This window comes from Anaerobiospirillum sp. NML120448, from assembly GCF_023050945.1.
Taxonomy (GTDB): Bacteria; Pseudomonadota; Gammaproteobacteria; order Enterobacterales; family Succinivibrionaceae; genus Anaerobiospirillum.
Genome location: NZ_JALKIM010000042.1, coordinates 1 through 14,779, shown reverse-complemented (window position 1 = coordinate 14,779; position 14,779 = coordinate 1). Strand labels below are relative to the sequence as shown.

Below are 14,779 nucleotides of genomic sequence, written 5' to 3'. Positions count from 1 at the left end.
TGAACCTAACCTAATCTGCAATAGGTCGACGTGTGTGCATCTTGGCTAGCTGATTCTTAGATAATCCCTCTAGGTAGAGACTAATATAGAGGCGACGCTTATCTCTGATAATTTGAGGAACCAGAGACACATAGCAAGGACGATAAGTGTTAATGCAAGTTCCAGTGCTTTTAAAGATCTTAATGGCCTCCTGATCTACTTGACTGTGATTAGTCAAATAATGGATAACAGCATTAATTTCCTCTTGCTCAAAGTTATCCTTAATTTTGGCACCAAAGACCATAGAGTCATACTTAAACTGCAAAGTGCCATCTTTGGCAGTTAAAATGATGCCCTTATTAATCTGTGCAGCAGTTAATGCTGGGAACATGTCGTGATTAGATTGCTCTAAGGTTGCATCAATTTGATAGAGACAAGACTCAATGTCCTTCCAAATATCCATAGCCTTGGAAAAAGCAAAAGCACCATCAACTTGATACTTAACTTGAAGACCTTGCATAGTCTCAAGAAAACAAGCCATGGTTACCCCATATTCTGCTTGCATGTCTTCAAGCTGTTGAGCATAGCTCTGTTTTTCATCAGGGGTAGCTTCAGCCTTGCCTAAAAGCTTTAACAGAGCACGATATCTTTTGGTTCGCACCAATTGATTATAGCGTTTGCGCATATGGTTAAACAGCTCATCGCCAGCCAAGCGCAACCTGTTAGACTGCTTAAATAGCACGCAAATTTCCTGAGGAGAAAGAGTTGATTCTACCTTAAAGAAATGGTGCTTAGACTTACTACGAAATTGCTCTAGTAGCTCTTTGAACTCATCAGCATCCATAATCGACGACCTCTAGAAACATATACAATCTAATATATAGATTATACCCTTGCGATAATAAATAATAAAACTATTTTCAACATTTTTATTAATGGTATTTCGTATTTATCGTCAATATGGCAAAACAAGAGCTTTTTTTATCGCCATCTTAGACCTTCTAAGACCACATTTTTCCCCAAGATCCTTCCTCTTCTTTAAAGCCCCAACCTTAGTCCTAAGCCTAAGCCCAATTATCAGCGTATTGCATTAACTTGAGCCTGCGCCTGCGCAAGCTCCAGCACAAGTATCTGCGCACTGCCAGCGCCCTGCGCAGCGCATGGTGCGCTGTGCAAGCGCAGTGGGCATTAAAAAAGGAGGCCAGAAGGCCTCCTTTAGGTTCAAGGTTGTGTTAAAACTATTATATCTCTTTGTGGTGCTCTAAGAGTTTAGCTTTTATCTCATCTAGCTTAGGGCCATTGAGTTTGTAGGCATACCAATATACCAGGGCCGATAAGAGACAAAGCACACTGCCAGAGGCAAATAAGATAATCATGCCATTGATAGTGGTGCTATTAGGTATGGTGTTAGGATCATAGTTAAGCATTCCTAAAGTTAAGCCCAATACAAAGCCGCTAATGGCTCCTGCACATTTGCCTAAGAGGGTGTTAATTGAGTAGTAGATAGCCTCACTTCGTAGATTTAGGGTCACAGTGCCATAATCTATGGTGTCAGCAACCATTATCATAATTAAGAGCCAATATACGGCTGTAGTAAAACCACTTAAGATTCCTGCTAAAAGAATAGCTAATAAAGTTGGTAAATACCCTAAAGATCCTATTGCCAATACGATGGCAGCTAAAAAGCTTGAGATAAGAGCTAAGGTAAATAGCCATCTGCGGCTGGTAAGTTTAAGCAAATAGTTAAAACTAATTAAAGTTAAAAACGCAGTGAAAGCAGAGGCTAAATTTAAAGTAGAAAAGTGCTCCTCGCCACCTAAAGCGTACTTAAACAAATAGAGTTTGACGCTATCTGAGATTCCAGCGCCTACTAAAAAGCATAAAGCCACCACAATTAAAACCAAAAACTGTTGGTTTTTGGTAATTACAGTAAAAGCATCAGCAAACTTAAAATCAACAGTGCTAGCTAAATGGTAGTTTTGCTCTGTCCATTTGCAAGTAACTAGCGCTGATAGTATTGCTAAAAGCCCTCCTAATAGGGCAAAAAGAAGATATCCCAAACCCTCAGAGCCATTACCTAAAAGATGAACAGCATAAATACCTAAGATAGAAGCCAAATAATAGCCTAGGCTGGCAGCTATTCTAGGATAAGGCAAAAGGTTCTCACGCTCTTTTCTATCTAAAGTGATATTAGGTATGAGAGCCCAAAAAGGCGCATCGCACATGGTATAAGCAATACCCCAGCAGATATAAACCACTGCTAAGTAAATTACCTGAGTAGTACCATCAAAATAGTGAGTACTAAAACAAGCAACCATGAGTACACAATTAAGGATATTGCCTAGTAAAATCCATGGCTTGTATGTGCCGTAGCGAGCATAAAATTTGGTAAAAATATAGCCCCACAAGGGATCATCAATCATGTCCCAAATACGAGCTACTAAAAAGATAATACCTAAAGTAGCTGGTGCTATAGTGGCAACTTCTGTTAGGTAGAAAAATAAAAAAGTATTAACTACAGCTAAAGAAAAATCTTTGCCTAAAGCGCCAAAGCCATATGAAATTTTGGTTGAAGTATTCATAGTCAGAACCCAAAAATTAAGAATGCCCATTACAAATAATAGGCATTCTTAGAAATTTTTGTGAGACTATTTAAAAGGGATTAATCTTGGATTTTCTTTAAAGCTTCGAGATCGTCTTTAACATCCTTGGTAACAGCATTGGCTACAACCTTATCCATATAGCGACGGGTAAGGGTGCGCTGAATATCATCTAATACAGAGCCATTGAGCTTATAAGCAAAGATGTAAATAGCACCACCAATTAAGCATAAGAAAGTAATACCCCAGTATAAGATTACGATAGCATCAATGGTCTCTTGAGATTGCTCTACATTAGGCACATAGTTAACTGCAGTTAAGAAGAAGCCTACTACAGCAGAGGATACAGCACCAGAGCACTTTGCTAAGAGAGTGTGTAAGGAGTAGTAAATGGACTCAGAGCGCATGTTAAATACAGTGTCACCGTAGTCAACAGTATCAGCCACCATGATCATTACTAACAACCAGTAAACAGCTGTAGAGAAGCCTGAAAGACCGCCAGATAATAATACCATTGGGTATACTGGGAGCAAGCCCCAAGAGGCTAAGGTTAATACAGCTGTATAAAAGAATGGTAAGGTGATAGCTAAGATGAATACTAACTTACGACCAATGGTATTAACCATAGCCTTGAAGCCTATTAAGGCTGGAATAGCTACTACAGAGGAAGCAAACACCATAGTAGAGAATAAGCTTTCGTCCTTAATAGCGTACTTAAACATGTAGAGGTTTAAGGCACCACTAATACCAGTACCAATAACAAAGCAGAAAGCTAAAGATAAGAAGATTAAGAACTGCTTGTTGTGGGTAACAATGGAGATAGCTTCTTTAATATTAAAGTCATCAGAGCCGCTCTCTTCGTAGTTTTGCTCAGTCCACTTGCAGGTTACCCAAGCTGAGGAAATAGCAAGTAAACCACCAATAGCAGCGTAAATTAAATAACCAAAGCCCTCATCACCTTGACCAAAGAGGTTTACAGCGTAAATACCAAAACCAGAGGCCATGTAAGAACCAATAGTAGCAGTGAAACGTGGATATGGTAATAAGCCCTCACGCTCACCCTTATCTAAGGTAATAGTAGGAATTAATGACCAGAATGGAGCGTCACACATGGTGTAGGCCATACCCCAGCAGATATATACCACTGATAAGTAAATAATCTGAGCGGTGCCTTCAAAGTAGTGAGTGCTAAAGCAAGCTACCATGAAGATAAAGTTAAAGACGTTACCAATTAAGAGCCATGGCTTATATTTGCCCCAGCGAGTATTGGTCTTAGCAACAATGTAGCCCCAAATAGGATCGTTGATAGTATCCCAAATACGAGCAACTAAGAAAATGATACCTACGGTAGCAGCTGACATGCCTGCTACATCAGTTAGATAGAAGAATAAGAAAACATTAACCAGTGCTAAGGAGAAGTCCTTACCAAAGCTACCATAGCCATAGGATAACTTGGTTTGCATGGTCACTTTTGGTGTTGCTGGAGATATATCTGCACTATTGCTCATAATTTAATTCCCATAGATAGGCCAACTGTAAGCTTCTTTTAACAAGAAACATTAATTAGCAAAAGATATATAAAAACTTTCCGCTTAAAAAGGAGTTGTCTAATATCAGATACTAATAATAGGCAACTCCATAGAGTAGTGGAGCCCTAAGATTGGTGTTAGGCAGAGCTGCTTATATTTCTATCAATGGTGTGTGTGATCATAGAAAGACACAGCTCTACAAATGGTTTTACAAAGAGTTAATCAAACTCTTAGTAAATTAGATCTTGGTAAACTTGACATAGCCAGATTTTGGCATTGCTAATTCATATAGCTTGCTATCAAGTTGTAAGTTCTCAATAACCTGTACTTGCTTGCCTAAGCAGTCAAAAATCTCAGCTTTAAGATTTAGTTGGTGCTCAGGAGTTGATTTAATGACTAAGCTTGTGAGCATGGCACCATTGACTAAATAGGTAGTATCAACAGCTTCGTTGTTAAAGAGCTCAACACGCTGATCATTGCCTACAATAATGATTTGCTCATTATTTAAAGTGCCAACCATCTTGGAGTACATGACCTCTGGATGGAATGCCTCCATATGGCCTTTAAGTAAGAGATCACGGTGAGCACTACAGAAGGAGAGCCAATGTTTAACCATGGCTAAGTGATCTTCATTTAAGTGCTTTAAGTTAGGTGAAATCTGAGGCACTGAAAAGAGAGTGTGAATAAACTGTAAACTGGCACTTTGTACTGACTCAGATGGAGACCAAGTGAACATATCAGAGTGTACGGCAGTATCTAAAGCCATAGCACGTACATCACAAGTGGTCATACGATTCATTAAAGTGTCATTAGGACAATCGTGAGCACGGAACATATTGCCGTACTTACGGATCATTGGGCCTACATAGTTTTGACGGAACTCAATTAAGATGTCGCTCTTAATAGCGCTAAGAGCATTGCGAACCTCAGTCATGAGCATATCAACAGCATCTACTAAGGACTGAGTATCTCTCTTGTCATCATAAGCACGGGCTTTTTCATCAGCCTGACGCATATCAAACTCATCAATAAAGTCTAATTTTAAGCCGTCTAAATCGTACTCTTTAACAGTGTTAACATAGGTATTAACTAAGAAATCACGTACCTTCTTATAGCGTGGATCTAAAACATAGGCACCCCAGCGTGGGTTGTAGCATAAAGAGTAGTCTTTGTACTCAGGGCCATTTTTAGACTTGCCACCAACAAAAGGAACAGAGAACCATAACATGTACTTCATGCCTAGAGCATGCACCTTGGCTACGTGCTCTTTCATGTTAGGGAAGCGACGCTTTGAAACCTCCCAGTCGCCGCAATAGCTATAGCCACGGTTGTTGTCGTCGGTCTGCCAACCATCATCAACAATTACAGTCTTACAGCCTAAAGAGGCGGCAATAGCACATTGATCTTCAATTTCTTGAGCGCTTAAGTTTTGTAAAAAAGCATACCAAGTGGAGTAAACAGGCTCTAAAGCTGCCTCAGGTACGCCCATAACATCTAAGTTTAAAGAGCGCTCATAGTAGCGGGAAATGTTCTTAACAGCATTAAAAACATTCATAGCGCTGCTATCTAAACGTAAGCTAACTTGGTATTGAGAAACAGGAGCACTAGGAGCCTCAAAGAGGGTAAAGGTAAAGCGAGCGCACTCTTCTTCTTCGTAGGCACCACCAGTTAAGGTAACTACATTCTTACAATCGCTAAGAGCAAAAGATAATTTATTGATGCCCTCAGCAGAGTAAAAAGCACCCATAGGAGCAATATGGCAAATATGAGTAGTGACATTGGCATAATACTCAAGCATGCCCTTTGCACGATAGTTCTTGCCTGGAGCTTGGATAGATGGGAGCCATAAAGATTGGATGTTATCTACTGGAAGGCGTACATCAATTAAGGTCTTAGGCATCACAATAGGTTTATCAGAGCTTAAAGTTAAGTCTAAATACCAAACCTTATTGATATTGTCCTTAAAGTTCTGATCACCGTATAAGCCACTTTCGTTAACCTGCTCTGTGGTTAAAAGAGTTTCGTGATTAAACTCGCAGTCAAGTTGACAAGAGTCAACAGTGCGTAATTGGTAGCTTACCTTAAGATCTGGGGTCTGCTCATTTTCTACTTGTACATAAGTGCGTAAAAATGCCCAATTAAGTTCTTGTTTAATCATGAAATTACATCTCCTCACACACAAATGGAGCTAAAAGGTTAAAAATAGATGGCGAACATGTTCGTAATGCTTAGCAAATAACGAATAATTACGAACACGTGTTATTTAGGGGAATTATAAAAAGAAAAAATAATTTAGACACAATTAAAGCGTGAGGTGCTTCACAAATTACAGTTAGGATTTAGCCAAAATATGAGCCATGTCACGTTTAAAAAGGGAAATATAGGCAGTTGTCAAATTGATAAGGCAGAAAAAATATCAAAGCAAGAGCTAAATGCACTCATGAGTACAACTGACTTGATTTTATAGTATTAGAGCGTAATAATAGGGGTATTTACGAACATATTTCGTAATAAAGTGTTCTTTAGTTTCGTAACTGATTAATAGTTAGCTAAGGTTAGCTTGGTGATTATTAATAATTATTGATAATAACTTGACCAAGAAAGCTTATACTAAAAGGATCAAATGACGAGATCTAAATCTAGTAGTTGTTTTCTTGTGCAAAATTAATTGCTGCCGTTGCTTAATGTGAAAAATTTGGCAGCTTAATAGTCGTCTAGTGAAAATTACCGCTCCCTTGATCGAGCTCTAGTAGTTTTTTTTGTCTACTTAATTCTGTAAATGCAGTTTGTAACGCAGATTAATGCAGGGTAAGGAGTTAAATAGTTAAGTTGTAGTTTACTATTTCTCTCTTTATGGCCAATAGTATTAACAGATCAGACAACCTAAGACAAAGCCCATTTATGCCTTGCCAGCCCAGCCTAACCCTTGGTTAGCCATTATCTAGCCCCGAGCTAGCCTGGCATGACCTTGCCAGACCTGATCTGGCTTGGCTTGGCCTGACCTGGCTATAGGCTTGTGGTTAAGCTTACTTTTAACTAAGACTTATCCTAAATAGAGAGAAGTCATTAAGGATTAAGACTTACTCTCTTGAAGGTAGGTGCTTACAAGACATGAAGCTATTAGGCTTTAACTTATATATTAGGGCAGCTAGTTTTCTGACGATTCATTGAGATTGTTTTTTTATGAATAGTACCCAAATAGCTAAACTGGCAGGCGTGTCACGCTCAACAGTTTCTAAAGTGTTGCATGATTATCCTGATATCCCTGAAGAAACTAAGCAAAGGGTGCTTGATATCATCAAAAAATATAACTACAAGCCTAATGTAGCATCACAGGCCTTAAGGGGCATTAGTCCTAAGGTTATAGGTGTTTATTTCTCTACTTGTTTTGATTTACCTTCATATTCTCGTATTAACTCACATTATGATAGTTCTTTACTAACAGCTATTGTCTTAGAGGCTAAAAGATGCGGTTATACCGTTATGTATGATGTAATTTTGCCTGAAGAGAATGAAGATGATGTAGTAAATAGCATTAATGATGCTTTTGATAGCCATAGAATTAGCTGCGCTGTGTTTATTGGCTTAAATGATGATTCTAACTTTATACCACGTATTGCCACTAATAAGCGTCATATCATTGTGTTAGATAAAACTGTAGACACTTCTTTGGGCGTAAGATGTTTATATTCTAATGACTATAACTCTGCTATTAGAGCCTGTGAGCACCTTTATGATAATGGCTTTACTCGTCTAATGCATTTAGGCGGTGATATTGAAAAGCTATCAGGTAAATTACGACGTGATGGTTATTTTGCAGCTTGCGAAAAACTCAAAAAAGAACATGGCATTGATTTTGAGCCTTATGTTTTTGAAGGTAGGTTCTCTATTGAGTCTGGCTATCAGGCAGGGCGAATATTTATCGAAAACAAGTTATATGAGCGCTATGATGGCATAATGTGTGGCTGCGATATGATTGGTGTGGGCTTTATCAAGTGTTTAAGAGAACATGCCCCTGAGCTGATTGAAAAAATCGGCCTCATTGGTTTTGATAATGAAACAGTTGATATCTATATCACGCCAGCCTTGTCTACTATGGCTCCTGATTATAGGAATTTTGCTCGCTTTATCTTTGATTTAGAACAAAACTTTGAGCTCTTTAAAGGCGGTGTTTCGGTCAAGATTGAGCAGGATTTAATTGAGCGTGACTCAAGCCGACCAAGTCATAAGCGCAAATATAACGACCTACAGGCTAATCATGAGGATATAAATAGTGAGTTTTAAGGTTTATCTGGCCAGAACCCGTGGCTTTTGTGCAGGCGTGGAGCGTGCTATTGCCGTTGTTAATCGTGCCTTAGAAAAATATGGTACTCAAAAGGTTTATGTTCTTCATGAAGTGGTGCATAACAAGCATGTAGTCGCTGATTTAGCCTCTCGTGGTGCTCATTTTGTTGAGCACTTATCACAAATCCCTAATCCTGAGGATAAGGTAGTAATTTTCTCAGCTCACGGAGTAGGCACTAAGACAGTTGAGGCTGCCAATGCTTTAAAACTCATAGTAATTGATGCTACTTGTCCTTTAGTTAATCGTGTGCACTTTAAGGTGTCTCGTGCAGCTAAAGAGCAAAAAGAGGTAGTTATTATTGGCCATACTGGACATCAAGAAGTGGTAGGTACTGTTGGTCAATATGATGGCCCAGAGGACAAGGTTCATGTAATTTTGACCCCTCAAGATGTTGAAAAATTAGACCTTGTTTCTAATAAGGCTATCTTTGCTACCCAAACTACTTTATCAATTGATGAGACAGCTTTAACCGTAAAGGCTCTTAAAGAGAAATTCTCCTTTATTGAGGGCCCTAAAAATGATGATACCTGCTTTGCCACCCAGAATCGTCAAGCTGCGGTAAAGACCTTAGCTCAAGAGTGCGACTTAGTAATTGTAGCTGGCTCTAAAAATAGCTCTAACTCCAAGCGTCTTAGTGAAGTAGCCTCATCCATGGGCGTACGTTCATATCTTATTGACGACTGTGAGGGTATTAGTGATGAAATGCTTGCAGGAGCCACTAAAGTAGGTGTTACTGCTGGTGCTTCAGTGCCAGAGTATATTGTGCAAGATATTCTTAAAGTATTAGCTCAAAAGGGTGGTAGCGAGGTTATTTTAACTGGTGATGAACAAATTCACCGTGTCTTCCCATTACCTGACGGCCTAGACTAGTCGTAGCTACGCAAGCTACGCTTAGCGAAACTTAGCTTAGCAAAGCTAATACTACTAACCTTAATACTTAGCCCATAAGATGCCGCAAATATGGTAACTTATGGGCTTTGTGCTAAAATAGCACGTCAATTATTTGGGCTTTAGGCCTAAAAATTTTACGTGGCTCGTGAGCAGACATGGCTTGGCTAAAGCTCTCTTTATGTCTGGTTTAGCTGCAAGTTTTTAGTTGTGCGCTGGGTTTAATATCAGCGTTATATTTGGTTTTAGCTATGGCAGATCAGAACTTTTTGCAAGAGGTCTCTAAAAGACGTACCTTTGCTATTATTTCTCACCCTGATGCAGGTAAAACAACCATTACTGAGAAGGTATTGTTATTCGGAAGCGTCATTCAGCGTGCAGGTGAAGTAAAAGGACGTGGTAGTACTGGCTCTTTTGCTAAGTCTGACTGGATGGCCATGGAAAAAGAGCGTGGTATTTCTGTTACCACCTCAGTTATGCAGTTCCCTTATAATAATTGCGTTGTTAACTTGCTTGATACTCCAGGTCACGAAGACTTCTCTGAAGATACTTATCGTGTGCTTACCGCTGTAGACTCATGTCTAATGGTTATCGACGCTGCTAAAGGTGTTGAGGAACGTACCAGAAAGTTAATGGAGGTTACTCGCTTACGTGATACTCCTATCTTAACTTTCATGAACAAGCTCGACCGTGAGACCCGTAATCCTTTAGAGCTCTTAGATGAAGTTGAATCTGAGCTTAAGATTTTATGTGCTCCAATTACTTGGCCTATTGGTTCTGGTAAGTCTTTTAAGGGTATTTATCACATTTTACGTGATGAGGTTATTCTCTATCACTCTGGTGAGGGTTTCCATATCCAAGAGCGCCGTACCATCAAGGGCTTAGACAATAAGGAAGTTGACGAGGCTGTAGGTGAGGATTTAGCTAAAGAGTTACGTGAGAGCATGGAGCTTATTTCCATGGCCTCTAATAACTTCGATGAGGAAGCTTTCTTAGCTGGTGAACTTACCCCTGTATTCTTTGGTACAGCTTTAGGTAACTTTGGTGTAGATTGCATGCTCGATGGTTTAACCACCTGGGCTCCAACTCCATTACCACGTCACGCTGATAGTCGTGAGGTTAAGGCTGATGAGGAGAAGTTATCAGGCTTTATCTTTAAGATTCAAGCCAATATGGATCCTAAGCACCGTGACCGTATTGCTTTTATGCGCCTAGTTTCTGGCTCTTATAAGAAAGGCATGAAAATGCGTCATGTACGTATTGGTCGTGATGTACAAATCTCTGATGCTGTTACCTTTATGGCAGGCGAGCGTGACTTAGCTACTGAGGCGGTTGCAGGCGATATTATTGGTATTCACAACCACGGTACTATTCGTATTGGTGATACCTTTACTGAGGGCGAAGAGCTACACTTTAGCGGTATTCCAAACTTTGCTCCTGAATTGTTCCGTCGCATTCGCTTACGTGATCCACTCAAGCAAAAGCAATTATTAAAAGGTCTAGTACAGCTCTCTGAGGAGGGTGCAGTACAGGTATTTAGACCTCTGATTAATAATGATTTAATTGTAGGTGCAGTAGGTGTGCTCCAGTTTGACGTAGTAGTATCTCGTCTAAAGCACGAATACAATGTTGAAGCTACTTACGAGAATGTCAATGTTACTACCGCACGTTGGGTAACTAGTGATGATGCTAAAGCTATTGAGGAACTTAAAGATAAGGTTCCAACTTATTTAGCACTCGACGGTGGTGACAACCTTACTTACTTAGCTACCTCAGGTGTTAACTTGAATTTAGCTATTGAGCGTTATCCAAAGGTTAATTTTGCTGCTACCCGTGAGCACTAATGCAAACCCAATCTTAGAACAAAGGCTTGTAGTTAAGTAATTACATTCTTTTACCAAACCCCCATCAGAATCAGTTTTTGCTGGGGGTTTTTGCTTATCTTATCTGTACACTCATCTCGCCGTAATAGCCCTCTGGCAACCATACACAGGCAACAGTCTCTAAGGCTTCTGCTACTGTCAATGGCTGCTTGATGCAGCATCTGCTAGCTATCCTTCTGCCTCTATCCATCATCCACAATTTACTGTCTTAGAGCCAATGGCTGCTGTTTACTATTCATTATTATCCCAATCAGGTAAGTAGCATAGCGCAGTAGATCTACATGTGTGTAGCTAATTAGCTTATCCTTCAACCTGCTTTTTAGGCTGTGTGCGCAGATGAAGCAAAGTTCCAATAATCAGCAGCACCACTGTTTAAGGGCTTGCTATGGCTGTGGGCGGGGAGTGGCGTGGCGTTGTGTTGTGCGGTAGGCTATTGCTGGGCGGGGAGTGGAGTGGCATGGCGTGGCAGGTCATTGCAGGGAGTGGCTGTCAATAAAAGATAGGGGCAAGGAAAGTAAATTAGGAGGTGAGATGATTATTGATAATGTTCTATATGTAGATTTAATTATTAAACTACTTAACAAAAAGTGCTAAATCGTCTGTAAAAAGAGGAATTTTTGGTCAATTTTTGAGCATGCTCATAGTATAGATATATTTTCATTTAATGGTGGTAGTATATTATTAATACTGTATCAATGAAGGTTTATTGAAGGTGGTACTTTACTGCTGACAGGATGAAAGTTAATCCTACCTAGTAATAGTTTTAAGGTATTGAGTTTCGGTTTAGGCATGGTTTTAGCTTGGAGCTAAAATAAGCTTTATTAAAGTAGTTGTTAAATACTTAGTAAGTGAATCTAAATATATTTAACCCTCTTGAGAGCAGTAAGTTTCATTATGCCGCTTATTATTAAAACACATGCTTACAAACTAACAATAATAAGATTGGAGTGCCTTATTTTAAGGTAGGAACTGGAGCTAATTATTATTTAGCACCATGTCTTGCTTTGTAGTTTTAGGAGGGGGCTTAGCCTCTATTGTAAATGCCAATGACTATGCGACGAGTAGTGACGAGTAGGTCATTCTATAAGTACTTTATAGTGCGCTTTATGGTTACATTTAGCGTATTACTGGCCATTTTCCTGCTCTTTATTTATCAAATTATTGAGTCTCGTCGTGATTTAGCTCGTTCTATGGCGCAAGAAACAGTTGCTCATGTCGAAATCATCTTAAATAATATGCTTGAAAAAACCGACATGTTAGAGGGCTTTTTGCACTCTATGGGCGATAAAAATATGCGCATTATGATGGAAGCAGAAGATGGCCAAGCATTCATTCATGAATTTAACTTCTTTTCCTCTATGCTTTATGACTCCTCAGCCATTAAGGGTATTTTCCTCTTGCCTAAAGGTGTAATGCGCTACTCATATCCTATGGCAGGTAATGAAAAAGCTATGGGTGATAGGGTATTAGAGCGTGATGCTACTAAAGAGACAGCGCAATATGCGATGCTCTCAGGATTAACCACTATTGATGGCCCTCGTAAGTTTATTCAAGGTGGTATTGCTATGGTAGCTCGCAATCCTGTTTACTTTGAAGATGGAACCTTTTGGGGATTTAGTGCTATTAGTCTAGCCTTACCAGATGTTGTGCAACCTTTTGGCTTAACTGATCTTGCAAGACAAGGTTATGAGTATTTATTTACTATGACCAATCAAAATGAAGCTATCCCTATTGGCTCTACTTTAGAGAAACATACTATTGAAGATTGTGTTTCCTACTCTAAACTAATCTCAGGTCGTCGAGTAACCTTAAGTGTAGTGCCAAAAGTTGGTTGGCTTTCTTTATTGGATGTATTTTATGGCTTTGCTTTCTTCTTGCTAGTAGCTGTAGTCATTGCCTATCTATCTACACGCAATAAGATTGGCTCTTTAGAGTTACTCTCTGCTTTAGAAAAAGAAAAGCATATGCGTGCTATGACGGCTCAGGCTTATAACGAGGCTGAGCAAGCTAATAAAGCTAAAAGTAATTTCTTAAGCGCTATGAGTCACGATTTGCGTACGCCTATGAATGCTATTGTAGGCCTATGTACTCTATTAAATCGTGATAGTAATAAACCTCAAAAAGTTGAAGATTACTCTCGTAAAATCACTGCCTCATCAAAACACTTGCTAGGTTTAATCAATGATATTTTGGACATGTCAAAAATTGAAAGTGGCAAGGTTTCAGTAAATACTCGTGAGTTTTGCTTAGGTGAGTTGATTGATAATATTAATAATATTGTGCGCCCTCAAGCTCACTCGCGCCATCAGGCTTTTGAGATTATTGTTAATAATATTGAGCATGAACTATTAATTGGTGATGATTTAAGAATAAACCAAATTTTATTAAATCTACTCTCTAATGCTGTTAAATATACTCAAGTAGGTGGTCAAGTCCGTCTTGAAGTAACAGAGGGTAAGATGCACTCTAATAATATTGCCAGCTTCTTCTTTACCGTTTCTGATAATGGTATGGGCATGTCTGAGGAATATTTAAAGCATATTTTTGAGCCTTTCTCTCGCTCTAATAATGTTATTAACGAAAAGATTCAAGGTACAGGTCTTGGTATGACCATTACTAATAGCTTGGTTAACTTATTGGGCGGTACTATTGATATTAAGAGTAAAGAGAAACACGGCACTACTATTACAGTTCATTTGTCCTTTATGATTCAAGGTAATGAGGTCAACGATCTTGATTTCTTTAAGAATAAAGGCATTCAAACTGTATTAGTAGTTGATGATGTAGCCAATGACTTTATGTCAGTGCAAAGCATCTTAAATGATGTACAAGTTAATTGTTATCACGCAGTTAATGGTAAACATGCGCTAGATCAGCTTAAGTCCTTAACTGAACAAAACAATAGGCCAGATCTTATTTTGCTTGATCTTAAGCTTGAGAATGAAGATGGCCTGCAAGTGGCAAAACAGTTAAATAGTACAGAATTTAAAGACATACCTATTATCTTGCTTACTAGCTATGACTACTCAGATATTGAAGTCGAAGCTATGGACTGTGGCATTGCAACTTTCTTGAATAAGCCATTGTTTATTAGTAGTTTAAAACAAGCTATTGGCTCTATTACTAATAAAGAGCATGAGGATACAAACGATCCTGAGTGCAACATTTGTAATGTATTTAATGGCTTAAAGGTTTTAGCCGCAGAGGATAATGAGCTTAACTCTGAAATCTTAGTAGATCTCCTTAATATGAGAGGTGCCATCTGTAAAGTTTGTGCTGATGGTGTTGAGGTTGTAGAGACATTTAAGAATAGTAAAGAGGATGAGTACGATCTGATTTTAATGGACGTACAAATGCCTCGCTTAGATGGCTTGGGGGCTACTAAACAAATTAGAGCTCTTGATAAGCCTAATGCTAAGACCATACCTATTATTGCTATGACAGCTAATGCCTTCTCTGAGGATATTAAAGCCTCAATCGATGCAGGTATGAACTACCATGTATCCAAGCCGATAGACTTTAAGGTCTTAGAAGAGTGCATTAAAAAGGTTAGAG

At 39.1% G+C, this 14,779-nt stretch carries 8 protein-coding genes; 4 read left to right on the top strand and 4 right to left on the bottom strand.

The features are described 5' to 3' along the window. Positions 1–10 precede the first annotated feature (10 nt). From MXE38_RS08005 to MXE38_RS07990, 4 genes are all read right to left on the bottom strand, one after another. The gene (locus tag MXE38_RS08005) at positions 11–823 is read right to left on the bottom strand and encodes a hypothetical protein (protein ID WP_246913772.1); all 813 of its coding nucleotides are present in this window, start codon (positions 821–823) and stop codon (positions 11–13) included. A gap of 397 nt (positions 824–1,220) precedes the next feature. Further along, entirely contained in the window at positions 1,221–2,561 is a 1,341-nt protein-coding gene (locus MXE38_RS08000; protein ID WP_246913771.1) for a glycoside-pentoside-hexuronide (GPH):cation symporter, read from the bottom strand. An 80-nt stretch (positions 2,562–2,641) separates the two neighbouring features. Next, positions 2,642–4,087, bottom strand: a complete 1,446-nt coding sequence (locus tag MXE38_RS07995; RefSeq protein WP_246913770.1) for a glycoside-pentoside-hexuronide (GPH):cation symporter — start codon at positions 4,085–4,087, stop codon at positions 2,642–2,644. 259 nt (positions 4,088–4,346) lie between these two features. Continuing rightward, complete coding sequence (locus MXE38_RS07990) at positions 4,347–6,266, bottom strand: glycoside hydrolase family 36 protein (protein ID WP_246913769.1); 1,920 nt, start codon at positions 6,264–6,266, stop codon at positions 4,347–4,349. A 1,025-nt stretch (positions 6,267–7,291) separates the two neighbouring features. Here MXE38_RS07990 and MXE38_RS07985 point away from each other — a divergent pair. From MXE38_RS07985 to MXE38_RS07970, 4 genes are all read left to right on the top strand, one after another. Next, positions 7,292–8,392, top strand: a complete 1,101-nt coding sequence (locus tag MXE38_RS07985) for a LacI family DNA-binding transcriptional regulator (RefSeq protein ID WP_246913767.1) — start codon at positions 7,292–7,294, stop codon at positions 8,390–8,392. Next, positions 8,382–9,323 carry a 4-hydroxy-3-methylbut-2-enyl diphosphate reductase gene (gene ispH / locus MXE38_RS07980; protein ID WP_246913765.1) on the top strand — a complete coding sequence of 314 codons (942 nt, stop codon included), beginning with the start codon at positions 8,382–8,384 and terminating at the stop codon, positions 9,321–9,323. The genes MXE38_RS07985 and ispH overlap by 11 nt, the downstream gene beginning before the upstream one ends. 269 nt (positions 9,324–9,592) lie before the next feature. Continuing rightward, on the top strand, positions 9,593–11,185 hold the full coding sequence (gene prfC / locus MXE38_RS07975; RefSeq protein ID WP_246913763.1) for a peptide chain release factor 3: 1,593 nt from the start codon (positions 9,593–9,595) through the stop codon (positions 11,183–11,185). A 1,145-nt stretch (positions 11,186–12,330) separates the two neighbouring features. Then, a partial coding sequence (locus MXE38_RS07970; protein WP_246913761.1) for a response regulator occupies positions 12,331–14,779 on the top strand: 2,449 nt, incomplete at its 3' end.